The organism is Mycobacterium sp., from assembly GCF_036490025.1.
Taxonomy (GTDB): domain Bacteria; phylum Actinomycetota; class Actinomycetes; order Mycobacteriales; family Mycobacteriaceae; genus Mycobacterium.
This window is the reverse complement of the sequence record NZ_DASXEP010000025.1, coordinates 20,864-41,932: the sequence shown is the minus strand read 5'-3', so window position 1 is coordinate 41,932 and position 21,069 is coordinate 20,864. Positions and strand designations below refer to the sequence as shown.

23 protein-coding genes, 1 tRNA gene and 1 pseudogene are annotated in these 21,069 nt (G+C 65.6%); 12 read left to right on the top strand and 13 right to left on the bottom strand.

The window, feature by feature from the left end:
• Positions 1-133: 133 nt before the first annotated feature.
• Positions 134-295 carry a hypothetical protein gene (locus tag VGG53_RS02945; protein WP_331516496.1) on the bottom strand — a complete coding sequence of 54 codons (162 nt, stop codon included), beginning with the start codon at positions 293-295 and terminating at the stop codon, positions 134-136.
• A gap of 200 nt (positions 296-495) precedes the next feature.
• Here VGG53_RS02945 and VGG53_RS02940 point away from each other — a divergent pair.
• Positions 496-569: transfer RNA gene (locus VGG53_RS02940), tRNA-Pro, on the top strand.
• 63 nt (positions 570-632) lie between these two features.
• On the opposite strand, the gene VGG53_RS02935 is transcribed toward VGG53_RS02940, so the two are convergent.
• Positions 633-1,325, bottom strand: coding sequence for an SDR family oxidoreductase (locus VGG53_RS02935; RefSeq protein ID WP_331516495.1), 693 nt, complete (start codon positions 1,323-1,325; stop codon positions 633-635).
• A 26-nt stretch (positions 1,326-1,351) separates the two neighbouring features.
• Positions 1,352-2,011: a hypothetical protein gene (locus VGG53_RS02930; protein ID WP_331516494.1), complete on the bottom strand. Its 660-nt coding sequence runs from the start codon at positions 2,009-2,011 to the stop codon at positions 1,352-1,354.
• Between the two features lie 412 nt (positions 2,012-2,423).
• Between VGG53_RS02930 and VGG53_RS02925 the strand changes: the two genes are divergently transcribed.
• Both VGG53_RS02925 and VGG53_RS02920 read left to right on the top strand, forming a co-directional pair.
• On the top strand, positions 2,424-3,233 hold the full coding sequence (locus VGG53_RS02925; protein WP_331516493.1) for an SDR family NAD(P)-dependent oxidoreductase: 810 nt from the start codon (positions 2,424-2,426) through the stop codon (positions 3,231-3,233).
• 83 nt (positions 3,234-3,316) lie between these two features.
• Entirely contained in the window at positions 3,317-4,276 is a 960-nt protein-coding gene (locus tag VGG53_RS02920; RefSeq protein ID WP_331516492.1) for an iron-containing redox enzyme family protein, read from the top strand.
• Here VGG53_RS02920 and VGG53_RS02915 read toward each other — a convergent pair.
• From VGG53_RS02915 to VGG53_RS02890, 6 genes are all read right to left on the bottom strand, one after another.
• Entirely contained in the window at positions 4,256-4,489 is a 234-nt protein-coding gene (locus tag VGG53_RS02915) for a CDGSH iron-sulfur domain-containing protein (protein WP_331516499.1), read from the bottom strand. The two genes, VGG53_RS02920 and VGG53_RS02915, sit on opposite strands and share 21 nt — an antisense overlap.
• An 8-nt stretch (positions 4,490-4,497) precedes the next feature.
• Positions 4,498-5,190, bottom strand: a complete 693-nt coding sequence (locus tag VGG53_RS02910) for a HemK2/MTQ2 family protein methyltransferase (protein ID WP_331516491.1) — start codon at positions 5,188-5,190, stop codon at positions 4,498-4,500.
• A 93-nt stretch (positions 5,191-5,283) separates the two neighbouring features.
• Complete coding sequence (locus VGG53_RS02905; RefSeq protein WP_331516490.1) at positions 5,284-5,841, bottom strand: type 1 glutamine amidotransferase domain-containing protein; 558 nt, start codon at positions 5,839-5,841, stop codon at positions 5,284-5,286.
• 12 nt (positions 5,842-5,853) lie between these two features.
• On the bottom strand, positions 5,854-6,255 hold the full coding sequence (locus tag VGG53_RS02900) for a malate dehydrogenase (protein ID WP_331516489.1): 402 nt from the start codon (positions 6,253-6,255) through the stop codon (positions 5,854-5,856).
• Positions 6,248-7,249: an LLM class F420-dependent oxidoreductase gene (locus tag VGG53_RS02895; protein ID WP_331516488.1), complete on the bottom strand. Its 1,002-nt coding sequence runs from the start codon at positions 7,247-7,249 to the stop codon at positions 6,248-6,250. The genes VGG53_RS02900 and VGG53_RS02895 overlap by 8 nt, the downstream gene beginning before the upstream one ends.
• A 66-nt stretch (positions 7,250-7,315) precedes the next feature.
• The gene (locus VGG53_RS02890) at positions 7,316-7,780 is read right to left on the bottom strand and encodes a GatB/YqeY domain-containing protein (protein ID WP_331516487.1); all 465 of its coding nucleotides are present in this window, start codon (positions 7,778-7,780) and stop codon (positions 7,316-7,318) included.
• Positions 7,781-7,956: 176 nt separating this feature from the next.
• Here VGG53_RS02890 and VGG53_RS02885 point away from each other — a divergent pair, with 176 nt between their 5' ends.
• From VGG53_RS02885 to VGG53_RS02865, 5 genes are read left to right on the top strand one after another with little or no spacing between them, the layout of a single operon-like run.
• Positions 7,957-9,171, top strand: a complete 1,215-nt coding sequence (locus VGG53_RS02885) for a hypothetical protein (protein WP_331516486.1) — start codon at positions 7,957-7,959, stop codon at positions 9,169-9,171.
• A gap of 13 nt (positions 9,172-9,184) precedes the next feature.
• Complete coding sequence (locus tag VGG53_RS02880; protein ID WP_331516485.1) at positions 9,185-9,838, top strand: DUF4129 domain-containing protein; 654 nt, start codon at positions 9,185-9,187, stop codon at positions 9,836-9,838.
• Positions 9,820-10,965, top strand: a complete 1,146-nt coding sequence (locus tag VGG53_RS02875) for a DUF4350 domain-containing protein (protein WP_414688865.1) — start codon at positions 9,820-9,822, stop codon at positions 10,963-10,965. The genes VGG53_RS02880 and VGG53_RS02875 overlap by 19 nt, the downstream gene beginning before the upstream one ends.
• Entirely contained in the window at positions 10,962-11,945 is a 984-nt protein-coding gene (locus tag VGG53_RS02870) for a MoxR family ATPase (protein ID WP_331516483.1), read from the top strand. The genes VGG53_RS02875 and VGG53_RS02870 overlap by 4 nt, the downstream gene beginning before the upstream one ends.
• Entirely contained in the window at positions 11,945-13,267 is a 1,323-nt protein-coding gene (locus VGG53_RS02865; RefSeq protein ID WP_331516482.1) for a DUF58 domain-containing protein, read from the top strand. Before VGG53_RS02870 ends, VGG53_RS02865 begins: the two co-directional genes overlap by 1 nt.
• Before the next feature lies 1 nt (position 13,268).
• Here VGG53_RS02865 and VGG53_RS02860 read toward each other — a convergent pair whose 3' ends face one another.
• Positions 13,269-14,261 carry a stage II sporulation protein M gene (locus tag VGG53_RS02860; RefSeq protein WP_331516481.1) on the bottom strand — a complete coding sequence of 331 codons (993 nt, stop codon included), beginning with the start codon at positions 14,259-14,261 and terminating at the stop codon, positions 13,269-13,271.
• A gap of 38 nt (positions 14,262-14,299) precedes the next feature.
• Here VGG53_RS02860 and VGG53_RS02855 point away from each other — a divergent pair.
• Positions 14,300-15,046, top strand: a pseudogene (locus VGG53_RS02855) (RDD family protein); the annotation flags it as partial.
• Between the two features lie 20 nt (positions 15,047-15,066).
• On the opposite strand, the gene VGG53_RS02850 reads toward VGG53_RS02855, so the two are convergent.
• On the bottom strand, positions 15,067-15,462 hold the full coding sequence (locus VGG53_RS02850; RefSeq protein WP_331516480.1) for a hypothetical protein: 396 nt from the start codon (positions 15,460-15,462) through the stop codon (positions 15,067-15,069).
• A gap of 150 nt (positions 15,463-15,612) precedes the next feature.
• On the opposite strand from VGG53_RS02850, the gene VGG53_RS02845 reads away from it, so the two are divergent.
• A complete protein-coding gene (locus VGG53_RS02845) occupies positions 15,613-16,362 on the top strand; it encodes a PadR family transcriptional regulator (protein WP_331516479.1) in 750 nt (249 codons plus the stop codon).
• Between the two features lie 78 nt (positions 16,363-16,440).
• Here the strand turns inward: VGG53_RS02845 and glpK are convergent, their stop codons facing one another.
• Together glpK and VGG53_RS02835 are read right to left on the bottom strand one after the other, a co-directional pair.
• Positions 16,441-17,958 carry a glycerol kinase GlpK gene (glpK, locus tag VGG53_RS02840; protein WP_331516478.1) on the bottom strand — a complete coding sequence of 506 codons (1,518 nt, stop codon included), beginning with the start codon at positions 17,956-17,958 and terminating at the stop codon, positions 16,441-16,443.
• Between the two features lie 52 nt (positions 17,959-18,010).
• A complete protein-coding gene (locus VGG53_RS02835; RefSeq protein WP_331516477.1) occupies positions 18,011-18,733 on the bottom strand; it encodes a hypothetical protein in 723 nt (240 codons plus the stop codon).
• A gap of 166 nt (positions 18,734-18,899) precedes the next feature.
• Between VGG53_RS02835 and VGG53_RS02830 the strand changes: the two genes are divergently transcribed.
• Together VGG53_RS02830 and VGG53_RS02825 are read left to right on the top strand one after the other, a co-directional pair.
• The gene (locus VGG53_RS02830; RefSeq protein WP_331516476.1) at positions 18,900-20,378 is read left to right on the top strand and encodes a glutamate--cysteine ligase; all 1,479 of its coding nucleotides are present in this window, start codon (positions 18,900-18,902) and stop codon (positions 20,376-20,378) included.
• Between the two features lie 10 nt (positions 20,379-20,388).
• Positions 20,389-21,069 (top strand): class I SAM-dependent methyltransferase, encoded by a 681-nt coding sequence (locus VGG53_RS02825; protein WP_331516475.1) that lies wholly within the window; start codon positions 20,389-20,391, stop codon positions 21,067-21,069.

Sequence of the window (21,069 nt, the reverse complement as noted above, 5' to 3'; positions counted from 1 at the left end):
CGTATATCAGTCTGACCGCGCGTCGCCAACCGACACGCTCACCACACAGACTCGCCGGGGAAGCAAAGAGGCGCCGTCGGGGTAGCTTCCCGGCGGCGCCTCACCTTGCCCTCTTGACAAATTTCTCTACATATCAGTTGTGCGACGACTGGATCAAGGCGACGCCGGCCGAGTCCGAGCCCTCAATCGGTGGGCTCCACGCCTGATCGACATCGCTGCCCGGAGCGGTTACCAGCAGCCACAGCACCCCGAGGGTCAGTAATCCGCCGAACACCACGGCGCCTAACACCGTCATGATTACTCGCTTCCGTCGCACGGTCGTGCGCTGTTCAGTCTATTTAAGAGCACCCGATTCCCGGTTATTCCACGCCGGATTGTGGCGCATATCGGTACCCAGAACGGATGTGATCCGCCCCGCGACGGCGCCGGTTGTTGGCTGGGCTATCCGCTTTAGCGGATCGCCGGGGCGGTGCGATACGCTGTCGTGGCTTCACGCGGGGTGTGGCGCAGCTTGGTAGCGCGCTTCGTTCGGGACGAAGAGGTCGTGGGTTCGAATCCCGCCACCCCGACTCATGTTGCAGCAGTTTAAAGTCCGACCCCGCGGCCGGCTTTGACGTAAAGGCCCCCGCGTCCTACGGGGTAACCAGGCTGTTCATCGCGAGCGGCGTCCCGAAGTAGGTCGCGCCCGGATCGACCACGACGCTCTTGGATTCACCCTGCTTGGCCAGGGCGTCGCGCGCCATCTGCTCGAAGGTGATCTTGTCGGGCCCTCCGACGTTTTCGATGCCGTTCAGTGGCGCAGCTTCCGCCACCCGCGCGACCTCACCGGCCAGGTCGCCGGTGGCGATCGGCTGGATCAGCGCGTCGGGCACACGCACCTCGTCGCCGACCGTCAACGATGCCGTGATGGCATCCGTGAACTCCATGAACTGGGTAGCACGCACGATCGAGTAGGGAATCCCCGCGTGCTCGACGAGCTCCTCCTGGGCCACCTTGGCGCGCAGGTAACCGCTCTCAGGCAACTGGTCGCAACCAACGATCGACACTGCGACATAGTGTCCGACGCCCGCACTCTTGGCCGCGGCAGACAAATTCTTGGTCGATGTCGTGAAGAACTCCATCACCGGATCGTCCTCGAAGTTGGGTGCATTGGCCACATCCACGACCACAGCGGCATCGGTCAAAACTTCCGTGAGACCTTCCCCGGTAAGGGCGTTGACGCCCGTGGAACGCGACGCCGCGACCGTGTCGTGGCCTCGATCCCGCAGCGTCCCTACCACTTTCGATCCCAGGACACCCGTGCCGCCAATCACCACGATCTTCATAGCCGTATCAGCGCTGCCCGGCCACTTCAGATTCCGGGGTACCACAAATCGGGCGGCAATAGGCTAGACAGATTCTCGACGGCCGCCAGCGCCGCTGACGTGTCAGCCAACCCACTCCATATCAGGGAAGCGTCGGTAGACCCGGGTGCTTCAAACCAGAGAGCTGAGCCAACCCCTGGGTCATCAAAGGAATAGTAGGTACCCGAGGCCATGGCGAGGAGATTCTCCACTTCGCCGTTGCCTAACGTCACGTGGATGTCATGGAGCGCGGCGGTGACGTCGGCCGGCGGCCACTGCTCGGTGGCGGCGTTGAAGCTGGGGTAGAACGCGGAATCGGTCACCGTCGCACCGGCCAGGCCACCGGGGTCGGTACCACCACTAGTGGCTGCGCCGAAGTTATAGATCGACTCATCAGTCCACGGCGTTGCATAGTCAGACTCGAACACGTCGTAACTGCCGACGGTCGTACCACCTATTTCCACATTGGTCGGCTGATACTGCTGCCACTCGGTGAAATACGGCTGGAACCCGACATACCCGTCTGGGCCGAGCGCCGTGTAGGGCACGTGTGGGCCAGCGGACACCAAGGTAAGGTCGTCGTCGCTAATTCCGTCATCGGCGTGCGCGAGTGCGATAGGGACGACCGCAGCAGCGGCGAGGCCGCCGGCCGCCGCGCCAATTGCCAAGAGAAGACGACGATGTTCCAACATTGGAGCCCCCTATGGTTATTGCACCGACGTGCAACAAATCCGAAGTGTAGAGCGTACCTTGAGGGTGATCTTGAAGAGCCCGGAATGAAAAATATTTGCCTTCACACAAGGTTTTATTAACCACAGACGTGAATATCCTGCACAAACGGCTGCCATGGCTTAACCATCCGAACTAACCGATGGTAGCCAGCGGTGAGCAACGTCGACCGTGAACTGGGGTGATTTGCCCGCCTTTTGGCCGCCTCGGGCCCGAATCCCCGCTCGTTCGATGTGGCGGTCGGGCCGGATCGCCGACCGCGTGCAATAACCGCACACAAGTAACCGTTCAAGATCGATCTTTTCGCCCAAATCCACTGCGCGACTGTCGAAAACACTGCATGATCGCCCGGTGGACATCATCGTCACGGGCGGCAACAGTGGCATCGGCGCGGAGATCGCGGCCACGCTCGCGGCTGCCGGTCACCGCGTCGTCATCGCCTGCCGCACCATCCCGAAAGCCGAGCGGGCCGCCGCGGCGATGAGCGGCGACGTCACGGTCGCCCACCTCGACCTGGCCGATCTGGCCAGCGTCCGAAAGTTCGCCGACTCGGTGGATGGCGTTGACGTGCTGATCAACAACGCCGGGGTGCTGGGCCTGCCACTGACGCGCACGGCAGATGGATTCGAAGCCCACATGGGCACGAATTACCTTGGTCATTTCGCGTTGACGTGCCTGCTCGGCGACAGGATCAGGGATCGGGTGCTCTCGGTGGTCAGCTCCGCTTATGCCTTCAGCCGTCTTCACCTCGACGATTTGAACTGGCATAACCGCAAGTACTCAAAATGGTCGGCCTACGGCGAATCGAAATTGGCCGTGATGCTGTTCAACCACGAACTGAGCGGCCGGGGGGTGCGGACGTACCTGAGCGATCCGGGCGCGACCGATACCGACATCACCCGGGATACCACCGGTGTGTTGCCGTGGGTCCGTGAACACACCTTCCGCCGGTTTCCCGCCCACAGCGCCGCCACCGGCGCACGGTCCACCATCCAGGCCGTCACCACCGACCTGCCCAGCGGCAGCTACCTCGCCCCGCGCTTCAACCAGTGGGGCCGGCCGAAGGTCACCAGGCTGCGCGCCAAAGCTCTTGACCCCGCGATGGCCCGGCGGCTATGGGACGTGTCTGTCGAGCTGACCGGCTGCGACTGGCCCGTTTGACGGGTGCCGATGCGCGGGTAAACACCCCCGTGACTCAGTCGACGGTTGAACCTGCCTTGCCCGCTGCGCACGGTCCGCTGTCGATGGCCGTACGACGCAGCCTCACCGAGCCGGCACCCCGCGATCAACTGATCCGAATAGGCGCATCGGTCAGCGACTCCGATCCGTACGGGCTGGATCTGCAGCTTGCGCTGTACATGTGCTACGAACTGCATTACCGCGGCTTCGCCGGCGTGGACCCGACGTGGGAATGGAATGCCGGATTGCTCCATCTGCGTGGACAATTGGAGCGTGCGTTTCTGGCCGGTGTGCGCCGCGACGTGGGCACCATCGAATCCGGCCGCACCGCGCAAGCCGAAATGGACGATCTTTCAATCGAATCCGGCGACGGGTCCGGTCCTTCCTACTGGCTGCGCGACAACGGATCATGGCAGCAGATGCGCGAATATTTTGTGCATCGATCGCTGTACCACCTCAAGGAGGGTGATCCGCACGCCTGGGCCATCCCCCGTCTTCACGGTCAGGCCAAAGCGTCGTTCGTAGCGGTCGAATTCGACGAATACGGAGCAGGGCACGGCGCACGAGTCCATCAACAGCTGTTCGCCGACCTGTTGACCGCGGCCGAACTGGATGCGACGTATCTGGCATACCTCGACATCGTTCCCGCCGAATCGCTGGCGGTGGTGAATCTGATGTCGCTGTTCGGCTTGCATCGCGAGTTCCGTGGAGCCGCCGTCGGACATTTCGCGTCGACGGAGATCACCTCGTCGCCCGGTTCACGCCGGTTGGTCGAGGCGTTGGAGCGATTGGGCGCACCGCCGGAATGCGTTGCGTTCTACCGGGAACACGTCGAGGCCGACGCGGTGCACGAGCAGGTGGTGCGCAATGACGTAGTGGGCGATCTCGTCACCCGAGAACCTCACCTGGACCACGATGTAGTGTTCGGCATCCGCGCACACGCCGCCGTCGAGGACAGGCTGGCCGACGTCATCATGACGTCATGGAAGGCCGACGAGACGTCGCTACGACGGCCGCTTGACTGAATTCGCTTGCGTCGCATCATCACCGACAAGGCGAGCCCGGGCGGGGCGACATCGCCGGTGACTGGTGTCGCACATCGGGTAGTTCTTACTTCGGCGGCACGTGCATACCGCGACCAGGAATCGGTCGGATTCGACGACACCGCCGCCCGGCGTCTCGATGCGCACCGGCCCGGGTATCAGCACCGGGCCGTTCGGTATCACCTGTACCCGCATGCGTTCGGTCACGGCTTGTCCGCTCGGATCACCACTAGTTCTTCTGTCCGGCATCCCCGCTTGATCTGGCCGGTGACTTCCAGCCAGCCGGCCCGCGCCGAGAGCACTGGGCCGAACGGAATGAACCGGCGAGCAATGACTTCAGCGTGCAATCCGGTCGACCGTAGCGATTCCACCGATTTTCCGACGCCGGATAGCGTCGACTGCACCAGCAACATGGAGCCACCCGCGTCCAGTAGCCCGGCGGCTGATTCGCACAACGGATCAAGCACCATCCGCCCGTCGACACCCGCGTCCCAGGCTCGTGCGGGACCCGCAGTGATCGGGATGACGACAGTGTCGCCGGACGGCGGGGTAGGCACGTAAGGGGGATTCGACACGATCAGGTCGAAGGGCGCGAAATCCAAAGCGCCGGACCATGATCCTTCACGAACATCGATGTCGACGCCGGTGTAGACGGCATTGCCCCGCGAGCAATGCACCGCGCGCGGGCAGATGTCGAACGCGATCACGCCGGCCGCGCCGAGTTCGGCGGCGGCGATCGCGACCACGCCGCTTCCCGTACACAGGTCCAATACCCGCCGCCCCGGCGCCAACTCGGACTTTTGCAGGCTGTCGATCAGCAGTTGCGAGTCATGTTGGGGAGGATAAACACCGTCGGTATCGAGCGAATTTCCCGGTGCGGGATAAGCGATGGTCACTTCGGCCTTTCGAGCAGTTGATCGCCGTGTTGGTCACTTGAGGGATTGATGCCCACAATCCACGGTCCCGAAACCGATTCGTCGGCGAAGTAATCAGCTGTGCGCCGGAGCTTGCTCGAGGTGCTTGACGATGCTGGCGCAGAATGCCGGGAGGTCAGCCGGTGACCGGCTGGTGATCAGATTTCGATCGACGACAACCTCCTCGTCGATCACTTTGGCGCCGGCATTGCGCAAATCGGTGCGGATGCTCGGATACGAGGTCAACGTTCGCCCGGCGACCACGCCCGCCTCCACCAGAGTCCAGGGTCCGTGGCAGATGGCGGCGACCGGCTTGCCGGAATTCACGAAATCGCGCACGAACGATACCGCCGAACTATCCAGTCTCAGCTTGTCAGGATTCACCGTGCCGCCAGGCAGAACCAACGCGTCGAACTCATCGACGGATGCTTCGGATACTGCTCGATCGACGGCGAATGTGCCGGCCGGCTCCAGGTCGTGGTTACGCGCTTGGATGTCATCGGTTTTCAGCGAGAGCAACTCAACCTGTGCGCCGTTCTCACGCAGCGCCGCCCGCGGCTGCTCGAGTTCGACCTTCTCCACGCCGTCGGCAGCCAAAATGGCTACCTTCCTGTCGTGCAACGAGTTTGACATCGGTAATCTCCTTCAAGGGTTGATCGGACCGTTGCTTCCAGTGGTGCGCAACGCCGTATAGAGGTCGACGGCACCGATAACGACGAGAGCCAGCGCCGAGGCCGTCCCGCGTTGACGTCGCCGCCGGTGGTTGCTTCTCGCCAGCGCAGAACCCAGCAAAGCGAGATCCAGCACATCGCCGGCGACCCGGGTCCACACCAGCTCGCTCGGTCCGGACAGCACAGCTGCGGCGTGCCCGCATTCCCGCATTCCCAGCGCCCTGATCACCACCCGGGATCGGCTGGTGTCGTTGATACCCGCTATGGCGGCGACCTTGGTGGGCGCCAGAAGCTCGCTGAGCCCGAGTCCGAGGCTGGCCCCGCCCAAGCCTTTGACCAGGGTCGTGGTGGTCGTGTGTGCGGCGAGATCAGTCATCGTGATCGGCGCCCGCTGCCGTCCGCAGAGCCGCCAGCAGCGGTTCGGCGGCTTCTTTGAGGAACGGTTCTTGGCTGTCGCCGCCGATCTGCAGCAGCGCGATGTCGGTGAAGCCCGCCTCCCAGAAGGGGCGAACCGCGTCGACGATGGCATCCAGATCCGGGCCGCAGGGGATGCTGTCAGCGACATCCTCGGGGCGGACGAACTGCGTCGCACCGGCAAAGCCCGCCGGGGTGGGCAAGTCGGCGTTCACCTTCCAGCCACCGCCGAACCAGCGGAATTGGTCGTGCGCACGTCGGACGGCCGCATCGCGATCGGCGTCCCAACAGATCGGGATCTGCCCGATGATCCGGCCACCGCCGGCCATTCCGTTGGCCTGCCGTGCGGAATGCCACTCGTGCACGAGATCCCCGTCGGGTTCCACCGTGATCAGGTGGTCGGCGAGAACACCGAACTTCTCGATCGCCTTCTTCCCGCCCATCGCCACGCCGATGCCGACCGGCACGTCGGGCAGGTCCCACAGTCGCGCGGAGTCGACCTGGTAATGGTCGCCCCGCCAGTCGACCAGATCGCCGCCGAACAGCGCGCGAATGATCTCGATCGCTTCGCGCAGCATGTCCTGCCGCTGCGTGATCGCGGGCCAGCCCCTTCCGACCACGTGCTCGTTGAGGTTTTCGCCGCTGCCCAGACCCAGGGTGAACCGCCCGTCGGCGAGGATCTGTACGGTCGCGGCTTGCTGCGCGACGACCGCGGGGTGATAACGCATGGTCGGGCAGGTCACGTAGGTATAGAGGTCGACGTGTTGGGTGAGCTGAGCAACGGCTCCCAGCACCGCCCACGCGTTGGGCGCGTGGCCTTGAGAAGCCAGCCATGGCGAATAGTGATCGCTGGTAACCTCGAAGTCGAATCCTTGGTGTTCAGCCGAAATCGCATACCGGACAAGGTCTTTGGGGCCGTTTTGTTCGGTCATCAGGGTATAGCCAAACCGTGTCATCCGATTTGGGTACCCGCGCCCCGCTGAGGCAAACGACCCATCGAGCTCCGGCGCCGATAAACCGCACTAAAGACGGTCTTTGACCGCTTTCGACAGACGCGCTCCGTCCGCCTTGCCCGCAGCCAGCGCGGTGCCCGCCTTCATCACCATGCCCATCTGCTTCATGCCCGGGCGCTCGCCCAGCTCTTCGGCAACCTGCGCGATTGCGGTATCGGCGACGTCGGCCAACTCGGCGTCGGTCAGCGGGGTCGGCAGATACTCGTCGATGACTCGGCCTTCAGCGTGCTCATTGGCCGCGAGCTCGCCGCGGCCGTTCTGGGTGTAGATCTGAGCTGCCTCGCCACGCTTGCGGGACTCCTTGGCCAGCACCTTGAGCACCTCGTCGTCGGAGAGTTCTCGTGCCTGGCTGCCGGCGACCTCCTCGGTCTGGATCGCGGCCAGCAGCATCCGCAGCGTCGCGGTGCGCAGCTTGTCCTTCGCCTTCATCGCGTCGGTCAGGTCCGTCCGCAACCGGGACTTCAGTTCCGCCATGAGCGAGAGGCTACGCGCCGCACCAGCACCGGGGCTCGAGGCCCGCAGACGCCGAGGCACATTGAGAAATGCCCGGGTGCTCGACAGTATGGAGCCATGCGCGACGGCGACAATGCAGAGCGAAGCGATACTGAGGAGCGACGCTTGATGATCGACCGGACCGGTGGCTCCGCCTGGTGAGCACGCCGCCGCCGGATTATCCGATTTACCCGGATCCGGATTACCCCTATAGCGGTTACCCTCCGATCGGTTACCGCCCCGCCGGGTATCCGCCGCCCGGCTATCCGCCCATGGGTTACCCGCCGCCTGGCTATCCGCCGCCCGGCTATCAAGGTCCATACCCCAGCTACCCGCCCCCGCCGGGCTACGCTCCGCAGGCCGCCTATGCCCCGCAGCCCGGCTACGGCGTTCCGCCGCCGCAGGTTCGCCGAAGATGGGCGCCGGGGATCATCCCGTTGCGACCGTTGAGCCTCAGCGACATCTTCAACGGCGCGGCCGTCTACATCCGCGCCAATCCCAGGGCCACGCTGGGGCTAACGGCCGTCGTCGTGGTGATCACGCAAGTCGTCACCCTCATCGCGACCCTCGGACCATTGGCTGCAGCCAGCCGACTGAGAACAGCCCCGCCAGACGAACTCACCGGAGGTGACGTGGGGGCCTGGATGGGCGCGGGAGCGCTCAGCGGCCTCGTCGGTTGGCTGGCCGGGACCCTGCTGACCGGAATGCTCGCGGTCGTCGTCGGCCGGGCGGTGTTCGGTTCGACAATCAACGCCGGCGAAGCGTGGGCCAGAATTCGGGGACGGCTGCCCGCGCTGATCGGGCTGGTGGCGCTGGAATGTGCCGGGCTGCTACTGCTTTGCGGCCTGGTGGGATTGATCATCGGGGCCATCGCTGCGGCCGGCAACCCGGCAGCGGCGATCATCCTCGGCTTCCCGCTGGTGCTGACGTCGATCGCGGCGGTGGTCTATCTGTACGCGGCGCTGACGTTCGCGCCGGTGCTGATCGTGCTCGAGCGGCTGCCAGTGATCGATGCGGTGACGCGATCATTTGCGCTGATACGCAACAGCTTCTGGCGAGTTCTCGCTATCCGCGTGCTGACCTGGTTGGTGATCACTTTGGTCGCCGGTGCCATCGCTGTCCCGTTCGACTTCCTCGGTCACCTGCTGGGCGGCCCCGGAGGCCCGGAGCTGCTTGGCTTGACGGTGGGGGCCGTCGGATCGGCGATCGGCCGAATCATCACTGCACCGTTCAGCGCGGGCGTGGTCGCTCTGCTCTACACCGACCGCCGGATCCGCGGCGAGGCGTTCGACCTGGTGCTGCGGACCGGCGCCGCCGGAGGCCCAGCGGCGATCGCGTCCATCGACTACCTCTGGTTGACTCGGCCGGCGTAGGGACGAGCCGAGGATGCCCACTATCGACATCGACCGCGATACCGCCCACCAGGCTGCCCAGCGCGAACTCGACAAGCCGATCTACCCCAAAGGCTCGGTGGCGCAACGGGTTCACGAATGGATCCACGAGCTGCTGTACCGCCTGATCGAGCAAGGCTCCTCGGTTCCGGGCGGGTGGCTGACCATCAGCGTGCTGGTCACCCTGCTGGTCGTCGCGGTAGTTGCCGCCATTCGCATCGCGCGACGAACCATCCGTACCCGCAAAGCCGCCGACTACCAATTGTTCGACGTCGGTCAGCTCAGCGCCGCCCAGCACCGCGCCATCGCCGAACAGTTTGCCGCGGAGGGAGATTGGGCCTCAGCTATTCGGCATCGACTGCGCGCGGTGGCACGCGGCCTCGAAGAGAACGGGACCTTGGACCCGGCGCCTGGTCGGACCGCCAACGAGCTGGCCGCGGACGCGGCCGAACGTATACCCGCGTTGGCCGCCGAATTGTCGCGATCGGCAACCACATTCAACGACGTCACCTATGGCGAGCGACCGGGCACTGCGGTTGCGTACCGGATGATCGTGGATCTCGACAACCATCTTCGATTCCATTCTGCGGCCGTCCAATCCGGGTCTTCCAAGCGGACCGCAGCCCACTCATGGACCCCGGTTCGGTGACGGTCGCACAGGAACCCCGGCCGGTGCGGCGACGGCCGTGGCGGTCGGCCCTGGCCGCATTGCTCGCCATCTTCGCCGTGGCCGCGATCGGCACCTACCTGACCGCGCCGCGGCGGGGTGGGCACATGGACCCCGGCTCGACCGGCCCCGCCGGCGCCCACGCGCTGGTAGCACTGCTGCGTGACCGTGGCGTCACCGTCGTCGTCGCCAACAGCATCGACGACGCCGCGACCGCAGTACGTCCCGGAACACTGCTGTTGTTCGCGGAAACCCAGCGCGTCACCGACGAGCCACTGCTGAAACGACTGGCCGACGTGCCGAGCGATCTGCTGCTGGTCGAACCGACCTCGCACGCCCGGGCCGCGCTCGCTGCAGGTATCCGAAGCGGCGGTGCCAGCGCGTCGGACACCAAGCCGGATTGTGTTCTGCGAGAGGCGAATCAGGCAGGGTCGGTGGATTTCGGGGTGTCGAACACGTTCCGGGCCGTCGGCGATACAGCGGTGACCAGCTGCTATGGTGGAGCATTGGTCCGCTACCGCGAGGGCGGACGCGCGGTGACAGTGCTCGGCAGCACGGACTTCATGACCAACAGCGGCCTGCTGCGGGCCGGCAACGCGGCGCTGGCGATGAACCTTGTCGGTGGACATTCCCGTCTGGTGTGGTACGCACCGCAACACATCGAAGGTGGATCATCAGGTAAGGCAAAGCTTTTCGATCTGATCCCCGACGGCGTCGGCTGGATGGTCGTGCAGTTGTGGCTGGCGGTGGCGCTGATCGCATCATGGAAGGGTCGACGGATCGGGCCGTTGGTCGCCGAGCATCTGCCGGTCGTGGTTCGGGCGTCGGAGACGGTCGAAGGCCGCGGCCGGCTGTACCGATCGCGGCGGGCCCGCGATCGGGCCGCGCAAGCATTGCGCAGCGCCGCCCTACAGCGAATGCTGCCCCGCCTCGGCCTGGGTGCCGACACCCCGCCACCGGCGGTGGCGCTCGCCATCGCCCAGCGGAGCAGGTCCGATCCGGAGACGTTGCGGCATATCCTGTTTGGCTCGCCGCCGGCCACCGATGCCGACCTGGTACAGCTCACCCGCGCACTCGATGACATCGAAAGGCAGGTCGCCCACCTATGAATCAGCCACCTCCCAGCTCCGCTTCAGCCCCGCCGGCGCAGGCAGCGCGCCATGCGTTACTGGCGCTGCGCGCCGAGATCGGCAAGGCCGTGGTGGGGCAGGACGCGGTGATCACCGGGCTGGTGATCGCGCTGCTCTGCCGCGGTCACGTTCTACTCGAAGGTGTTCCGGGCGTGGCCAAGACGCTGCTGGTTCGTTCTTTGGCCGCCGCACTGCGGTTGGACTTCAAGCGCGTCCAGTTCACGCCGGACCTGATGCCCGGCGACATCACCGGATCGCTGGTCTACGACACCCGCACCGCGGCGTTCGCGTTCCGCAGCGGCCCGGTTTTCACCAATCTCCTGCTCGCTGACGAAATCAACCGCACGCCGCCGAAGACGCAGGCCGCCCTGCTGGAGGCGATGGAGGAGCGTCAGGTCAGCGTGGACGGCGAGCCCAGGCTGCTGCCCGATCCGTTTATCGTTGCGGCGACGCAGAACCCGATCGAATACGAAGGCACCTACCAGTTGCCCGAGGCCCAGCTTGACCGGTTTCTGCTGAAGCTGGATGTGCCGCTGCCGCCGCGTGATGCCGAAATCGCCATTCTCGGCCGGCACGCACACGGCTTCGACCCGCGCGACCTGTCGGCGATCCGGCCGGTTGCCGGAGCGGCTGAGTTGGCGGCGGGCCGCGACGCGATGCGTCGGGTGCGGGTGGCCGACGAAGTGCTGGGCTACATCGTCGACATCGTCGGCGCGACCCGCCATTCGCCGGCGCTGCAATTGGGCGTTTCACCGCGCGGTGCAACTGCTTTGCTGGCCACGGCACGGTCATGGGCGTGGCTGTCCGGGCGTGCCTATGTGACTCCCGACGACGTGAAGGCGATGGCCCGCCCGACGCTGCGTCACCGGATGCTGCTCCGGCCGGAGGCAGAACTGGAAGGCGCCACCACCGACGGCGTGCTGGACGGCATCTTGGCCTCGGTTCCGGTGCCCCGCTAGTGATCTTGACCGGGCGCGCCGGCCTGCTCGCACTGCTGTGCGCGTTACCGATTGCGCTATCGCCCCGGCCGGCAGCGTCTTTCGGCTTGCTGCTGGCGCTGCTGGCGGTCGCGGTCCTCGCTGACGTCGGTTTGGCCGCCAGCCCGTCCCGGCTGCAGTACTCCCGGTTACCGAGTGGGTCGGTTCGGCTCGGTGAGACGGTGGGTCTCGGTCTGCTGATCTATAACGGCGGTCGGCGAGGGTTCCGCGGCCAGGTTCGCGATGCCTGGCCACCCAGCACGCGGGCCGAGCCGCCAACTCATTCCGTCGACATCGTTGCCGAGCAGGTGCGCCGGGTCGACACCTGGCTACGGCCGGTTCGCCGCGGCGATCAGCAATCGGCGGTGGTGACCGCCCGTTCAATCGGCCCGCTGGGGTTGGCCGGCCGGCAGAGATCACGCCCAGTGCCCGGGCAGGTGCGGGTGCTGCCACCGTTCCTGTCCCGCAAGCATCTGCCGTCGCGGCTGGCCAGGCTCCGCGAGATCGACGGGCTGCTGCCGACCCTGACCCGCGGCCAGGGAACCGAATTCGACTCGCTACGAGAGTATGTGGTCGGCGACGACGTGCGCTCAATCGACTGGCGGGCGACCGCTCGACGGGCCGACGTCGTGGTCCGGACCTGGCGGCCCGAACGCGACCGGCGAGTGCTCATCGCACTCGACACCGGACGTACGTCCGCCGGTCGCGTCGGGGTGGACCCCACCGCCGGTGACCCCGGCGGCTGGCCGCGGCTGGACTGGTCGATGGACGCCGCTCTGCTACTGGCCGCACTCGCTTCGCGAGCGGGTGACCATGTCGACTTCCTCGCTCACGACCGGACGACTCAGGCCGGCGTGTTCGGCGCGTCGCGCACGGAGTTGCTGGCTCGACTGGTCGAGGCGATGGCGGCACTGAAACCAGCGCTCGTCGAATCGGACGCCAGGGCAATGGTTTCCGCCATCATGCGTCGCACTCGGCGCCGCGCGCTGGTGGTGCTGATGACCGACCTCAATGCGAGCGCTCTCGACGAGGGTTTGTTGCCGGTACTTCCGCAGCTGTCCGCCAGGCACCGGGTGATCGTCGTCGCGGTCACTGACCCGCGCGTCGACCAACTGGCCAACGGCCGTGCCGACGCGGCCGCGGTGTACGACGCGGCGGCCGCCGAACGGTCCCGAAACGAGCGGTGGGCGATCGCCTCGCGACTACGCCACAGTGGAGTGGAAGTGGTCGACGCACCGCCCACCGAGGTCGCTCTGGCATTGGCCGACCGATATCTGGCGATGAAAGCCACCGGCCGGCTCTAGCTCACCGGGTTGGGACCACATCTGGCGCGTCGGCGATGTCACCGGTGTCGCCGGCCCGAACCGCGCGGCTGCCGAAATAGCCGACGTAGGCCAAAAAGCCTGCCTCGGCCAGGATTCCGATGCCGACTCGCAGGATGGTCGGCAACGCGGATGGGGTGACGAAGGCCTCGATGGCACCCGAAACAAGCAGCACCACAACCAAACCCACGGCGACTGAGACCACGGCCCGACCCTGCTCGGCGAGCACCTGCCCGCGTGGACGATCCCCCGGGGCGATCACCGACCAGCCCAGCCGCATGCCTGCCGCTCCCGCGAGGAAGACCGCCGTCAGCTCCAGCAGGCTATGCGGGAGCAGCAAGCCCAGCAGCAAGTCGGCCTTGCCGGCCTGGAGCATCAGACCGGCGACGACGCCGACATTGGCGGCGTTGGCGAACAGCACGAACGGTATGGGCACGCCCAGTACGACGGAAAATGCGATGCATTTCGCGGCCACCCAGGAGTTGTTTACCCACACGTGCAGCGCGAACGCGGCCGCGGCATGCTCGCTGTAGTAGGAGGAGAAATCGTGATTGACCAATTCGTCGATCTCGCTTGGTGTTCCGATGGTGGACTGCACCTCCGGGCTACCGATGACCCACAGCGCGACCGCCGCCACGACGGCGAAGAACACCACGGCGGTCGCCAGCCACCACCGCCAGGAGCGGTAGGCAACCACCGGGAAGGACACCGTCCAGAACCGGATGAACTCGCTGGACAGCGGTGCGTGCGCGCCGGTGACCGCAGCCCGGGCCCGCGCCACCAGGCTCGAAAGACTGCCGACCAGCGCCGAATCGGACGATCCGGAGCGCAGCATCGACAAATGCGTCGAGGCCCGTTGGTAGAGCTCGACCAGCTCGTCGACCTCGACGCCATTGAGCCGGCGGCGGTCTTTCACCAATCGATCGAGGCGGTCCCACATGTCGCGGTGTGCGAGCACGAATGCGTCGACGTCCACCGAGTAAACACTAGTCAAACCGAGGTAGCGTTCGCTGTATGTCGGAAGTGGTGACCGGGGACGCCGTGGTGCTCGACGTCCGGATCGCCCAACTACCGGTGCGAGCGCTGAGTGCGCTCATCGACATCGCCGTCATCCTGGTCGGCTACCTGGTGGCCTTGATGTTGTGGGCGGGCGCGCTCACCCAGTTCGACGACGCGGTGACCGGGGCGATCATGATCATCTTCACCGTGCTGGTCTTCGTCGGCTACCCGCTGGTGTTCGAGACGGCGACACGCGGTCGCACGCTCGGCAAGATGGCGATGGGTTTGCGAGTCGTCTCCGACGACGGCGGCCCGGAGCGTTTCCGCCAGGCTCTGTTTCGGGCACTGGCCTCGATCGTCGAGATCTGGGGATTGTTGGGCAGTCCCGCCGTCATCTGCAGCATGCTCTCACCGCGAGCCAAACGGATCGGCGACGTCTTCGCCGGCACGGTGGTGATCAGCGAGCGCGGGCCCAAGCCTGGTCCGCCGCCCACCATGCCTCCGCAGCTGGCGTGGTGGGCCGCGTCGCTGCAGCTGTCGGGTCTAGGTGCCGAACAAGCTGAAGTCGCGCGCCAATTCCTCTCGCGTGCAATGCAACTCGATCCACAGCTGCGCGATCAGATGGCGCACCGGATCGCCGGCGACGTGGTCAGTCGGGTGGCCCCTCCGCCGCCGCCCGGCACCCCGCCCCAGCTCGCACTGGCCGCCGTGCTTGCCGAACGGCACCGCAGGGAACTCGGCCGGCTACGCGGGTTCTCCCCGCGCCATTAGGGTTGCGGTCGCTACTGCGCGACGGTGATGGCGATGATGGCGATGTCGGCGATCATCAGCGCGAGCGCGGTCACCGGAACGACGAATCCCCATGGCCGTCGGGCGGTGAAGAAGGACACAAGGATCGTCAGCCCCGCGATTACCGGGGCGCCGTAATACAGCACGTCGAAGCTGATCCCCTTGGGCCCCAGGTTCGGGCATGCTTTGTCGCTGCAGGCCGCGGTGCTCATGACAGCGCCCAACGCGACCGCCATCACGACAGCCGCGCCGACCGCCGTGAGCAGTGCAAGCGCCCAGTTCACCCACAATCGCCGGCGCTTACTGCGATCGGGACTGCCCGGCTCGGCCGACGGCGCGCCGCGGCCAACACCCGCGTCGCCCTTCACGTCAACGTTTTCCTGGCTCATGAATAGTTGCTACCCCGCCAATGGATGCCGCAAACCGCCTCCGGATGCGACGAGCCAGAAATCCGACCTTGCGTAACGATAGTTACCGATATATCGTCGTCGTATCGGTAGCGCATCCCGCGCTGCTTTTCCAGAAACGAGAACAACTGTATGAACAACCCATTTTTCCAAGCGGGCGGGCTTCAAGCGGGCGCGCCCCAGGTTGGCGGGCCATTCGCGGGTGGGCCGGGGCCCTCGGGCTTCGGCTTCGGACCCCAGGACCGCCGCGCACTTCACGAACAGCGCAGGCAAGCACGTCGCGAGTTCCGCGACCACGTCCGCGGGCACGACGCCCGTCATGACGGGCCGTTCGGGCCCGGTTTCGGCCGCGGTTTCGGGCCCGGCGCCTTCGGGCCCGGCGGATTCGGCCCCGGCTTCGGCCCGGCTGCCCGCGGTGGACGACGCGGCACCCGCGGCCGGCGTGGCCGCCGCGGTGACGTCCGTGCCGCCATCTTGGTGCTGCTCGCCGAACGACCGATGCACGGCTACGAGATGATCCAGGAGATCGCCGAACGCAGCCAGGACTTGTGGCGACCCAGCCCCGGCTCGGTGTACCCGACGCTGCAATTGCTGGCCGACGAGGGGCTGATTGTCGGCTCGGAATCCGAAGGCAGCAAAAAGCTGTTCGCGTTGACCGACGCCGGCAAAGAAGCCGCCGAGAAAGTCGCGACACCCCCGTGGGACGAGATCGCCGACGGCGTGGACCCGTCACATCTCAACCTGCGGGCGGCCGTCGGTCAATTGTTCGGCGCCGTAGCGCAATCCGCGCACGCCGCCAGCACCGAGCAGCAGCAGCGCATCATCGAGATCGTCAACAACGCTCGCCGCGAGATCTACACGATTCTCGCCGAAGACGACTGACGCTTCCCCGGCGAGCAGACGCGAAAGCCCGCGACACGCCGAGGTGTGAGGGGCTTTTGCGTCTGCTCGCCACCGAAATCAGGACACCTCGACCCAGTCGAGCGTGCGCTGCACAGCTTTTCGCCATCCCGCGTAGGCCGCCGAGCGTTGTTCGTCGCTCCACGCCGGCGTCCACCGCTCACCTTCGCGCCAATTAGTCCGTAGCTCGTCGGCGTCGGCCCAGAAACCAACGGCCAGGCCCGCAGCGTAGGCCGCGCCCAGCGCGGTAGTCTCGGCGACCACCGGACGCACCACGTCGACGCCCAGCACGTCAGCCTGGATCTGCATGCACAAGCTGTTGGCGGTGATCCCGCCGTCGACCTTCAGAATCTCAAGGCGCACACCAGAATCAGCCTGCATAGCGTCGACCACATCGCGGCTCTGGTAACAGATCGACTCCAAGGTCGCGCGGGCCAGATGTGCGTTGGTGTTATACCGCGACAGTCCGACGATTGCGCCACGGGCGTCGGAGCGCCAATACGGTGCGAACAAACCCGAAAACGCCGGAACGAAATACACCCCGCCGTTGTCGTCGACCTGCCGGGCCAGCGCCTCGCTCTGGGCCGCCCCGCTGATGATGCCCAGTTGATCCCGCAGCCATTGCACGGCCGATCCGGTGACGGCGATCGAACCTTCAAGGGCGTAAACAGGTTTGGCGTCGCCGAACTGGTAGCAGACGGTGGTCAGCAGGCCGTTGTGTGACCGGACGATTTGTTCGCCGGTGTTGAGCAACAGGAAGTTGCCGGTGCCGTAGGTGTTTTTGGCCTCGCCGGGCTGCAAGCAGATCTGGCCGACCATCGCCGCGTGCTGGTCGCCAAGGATTCCGGTGATCGGTACCTCCCCGCCGAGGGGCCCGTCCGCTGACGTGACACCGTACGGCTGAGGTGGCGACGACGACGCGATGGCCGGAAGCATCGTGCGCGGGATGTCGAAAAAGGACAGCAACTCGTCGTCCCAGTCCAATGTCTCCAGATCCATCAGCATGGTCCGACTGGCGTTGGTGACGTCGGTGACGTGGACCCCGCCGCGGGGACCGCCGGTCAAATTCCATAGCAGCCAACTGTCGATGGTGCCGAAAACCGCGTCGCCATGCTCGGCTGCCGCGCGCACACCTTCGACGTTCTCCAGAATCCATTGCAATTTGCCGCCGGCGAAATAGGTCGCCGGCGGCAGACCTGCCTTGTGCCGGATCACTTCTCCGCGGCCGTCGCGATCCAGTGCCGATGCGATGCGGTCGGTGCGGGTGTCCTGCCAGACGATCGCGCCGTGGTATGGCCGGCCAGTGTGCCGATTCCACACCAGTGTCGTCTCACGCTGGTTCGTGATTCCCAGTGCGACAATGTCTTTCGACGACAAGTTGGTCGCATTCAGCGCCGACATCAGAACCGATCCGGTGCGCTCCCAGATCTCGATCGGGTTGTGCTCGACCCATCCGGCGCGCGGCAGGATCTGCTCGTGCTCGAGTTGATGGCGGCCCACCGCGGTGCCGTCACGGTCGAAGATCATGCAGCGGGTGCTGGTGGTGCCCTGGTCGATCGAAGCGACGAACTCGGCCAATTGTTCTCCTCCCGCGGTTGAAGTCCATCATGGACCAGCGCGCGGCAGTCTGTCAGAGGCCGCCGATGGCGCTCAAGCCGATATCGGCACTGATGAAGTCGGTCGGGTCGATCGAGAACAGCGGCGTGATCGTCCCGGCGACATCGTCGAAGCCGAATTGGAACAGCGAAGGGATTGTGACGAGAAGCTCCGCGGTATCCGATCCCGGTGCCCCGGTGAAAAAGTCGAGGTCGAAGGGCAACGCGTTGTAGGCCCCGACGAGATAGTTGTCGAACGCCAGGGTGTCGGAGTTGACGCTGAAGAGGTCCGTGGCTCCGCCCAACAGGAACGGCCCGAAAGTCACGACCCCTTCGCCGGGCGCGACGGCACCACCGAGATCGACCAGGCCGATGTCGGGACTGACGAAGTCAATCGGGTCAACCGAGAAGATTGGGGTGAGCGTCCCGTCCACCTCCTCGAAGCCGCCCTGAAACAGGAACGGGATCGTGAGGAGGACTTCGGCGTTGTTCGATCCGGAGGGGTCGAAGTAGACGTCGAGGTCGTACGGGTAGGAGTCGTAGGACCCGACGAGGAAATTGTCGAACGCCCCCGTGCCGGTGTCATAGGTGAGGGCTTCGGTGTACCCGTCGATCGTGACCGGCCCGATCGACGCCAAGTCATCCGCGGTGTCGGCGCTCGCGACAGGGCCGGCCAGCAACGCGATTGCCGGAGACGCCAGCAGTGCACCCAGGGCGATGCCCACGGCGCCGGCCATCCGGCGGTGGCTGCGACTCATTCCCCGACCCCGATCTACCTGTTAATTCGATGAGGCTGAGCTGAGATTGTCGCAAGAATTCAACGCCAGCGTCAATACCGCCGGCCGGGCAATTCACCCGCTGTCCACGTCAGTTCATTTGTCCGATTTGTTGCGTCGCGCTGGGTAAAACGGTTGCATCTGCGTAGTGGGCAAAGACGTCAAGCGGACCACCTACGAGCGCGTCGACCGGCAGGAGTACCGGCGCAAGGTGCAACTGTGCCTCGACGTCTTCGAAACGATGCTCGCGCAGTCCAGCTTCGAGTTCGAGCGGACACTCACCGGGATGGAAATCGAATGCAACCTCGTCGATGACGCCTATCAGCCGGCGATGACCAACCAGAACGTCCTGGCCGCCATCGCCGACCCGACGTACCAGACCGAATTAGGCGCCTACAACATCGAATTCAACGTCCCGCCCCGGCCACTGGGCGGCCACACCGCGGTTCGGTTGGAAGACGAAGTGCGCGCCAGCTTGAACAATGCCGAGACCCGGGCCAACGCAGGCGGAGCCCACATCGTCATGATCGGAATCCTGCCCACGCTGATGCCCGAGCACCTCGCGAGCGGGTGGATGAGCGACTCGTCGCGGTATGCGGCGCTCAACGACTCCATCTTCAACGCCCGCGGCGAAGACATCCAGATCGACATCAGCGGACCCGAGCCGCTCAGCATGAAGTCGACATCCATCGCTCCCGAATCAGCCTGCACCAGTATGCAGTTGCACCTGCAGGTGTCGCCCGAAGGTTTCGCCAGCAATTGGAACGCCGCACAGGTGCTGGCCGGGCCACAGCTCGCGCTCGGTGCCAACTCTCCGTATTTCTTCGGCCATCAGCTGTGGTCCGAAACCCGCATCGAGCTGTTCGCCCAGTCCACCGACACCCGGCCCGACGAGCTGAAAACGCAAGGGGTGCGGCCGCGGGTGTGGTTCGGTGAACGCTGGATCACCTCGATCTTCGATCTGTTCGAGGAGAACGTCCGCTACTTTCCATCACTGCTGCCCGAGGTGTCCGACGAGGATCCGGTCGCCGAGCTCGCCGCTGGGCGCACCCCGCATCTGGCGGAGCTACGCCTGCACAACGGCACCGTGTACCGCTGGAACCGGCCGGTGTACGACGTCGTCGACGGACGGCCCCATCTGCGGGTGGAGAACCGCGTGCTGCCGGCAGGGCCAACGGTCATCGACATGCTGGCCAACGCGGCCTTCTACTACGGCATGCTGCGCACGCTGTCCGAAGAGGATCGCCCGGTCTGGACGAAAATGAGATTCGCTGCGGCACACCACAATTTTCACGAGGCTGCTCGCCACGGCATGCAGGCCAGGCTGTTTTGGCCGGGACTGGACACCGTCACCACCGAGGAGCTGGTGCTCGGAAAACTGCTGCCGATGGCCCACCAGGGGCTGGACCGCTGGGGTGTCGCCGCAGAAGTGCGTGACCGGTTACTCGGCGTGATCGAAGGCCGTGCGCGCGCGCGACGCAACGGCGCGGCATGGCAGGTTTTAACCGTGCGGGCCCTGCAGCGGGGCGGGATGACCCGGCCCGCGGCGCTGGCCGAGATGCTTCGGCTGTACTGCGAGCACATGCACACCAACGAGCCGGTCCACAGCTGGGAAACACCGGAGTAGGTTGAAAGACATGGCAAATGAAGTAATGGACTGGGATGGTGCATACCGCCAGGAGGCCCGCTTCGAAGGCCCGCCACCGTGGAACATCGGTGAGCCGCAGCCCGAGTTGGCCGCACTGGTCGCCGCAGGAAAGTTTCGCAGTGAGGTGCTCGACGCCGGATGCGGTTACGCCGAGCTGTCGCTGGCCCTGGCTACCGAGGGCTACACCGTGCTCGGCGTCGACCTCACGCCCACCGCCGTCGCGGCCGCCACCAAAGCAGCCGAGGAGCGTGGGCTGAGCGGCGCCAGCTTCGAACAGGCCGACATCACCTCGTTTAGCGGTCACGACGGCCAGTTCAACACCGTGGTGGACAGCACGCTGTTCCACTCGCTGCCGATCGAGGGCCGCGACGGTTACCTGCAGGCGGTGCATCGTGCCGCCGCCGATGGGGCCGGCTACTTCGTGCTGGTGTTCGCCAAGGGCGCTTTCCCGGCGGAATGGGAGCAAAAGCCGAACGAGGTCGACGAGGACGAATTACGCACCGCGGTGAGCAACTACTGGCACGTCGACGAGATCCGGCCGGCATTCATCCACGCGAACATCCCACCGGCGCCGGCGGATTCGGATGTTCCGATGCCCGAGCACGACCGCGACGAGAAGGGCCGGATGAAGCTACCGGCCTATCTGCTCAGCGCGCACAAGGCCGGCTGA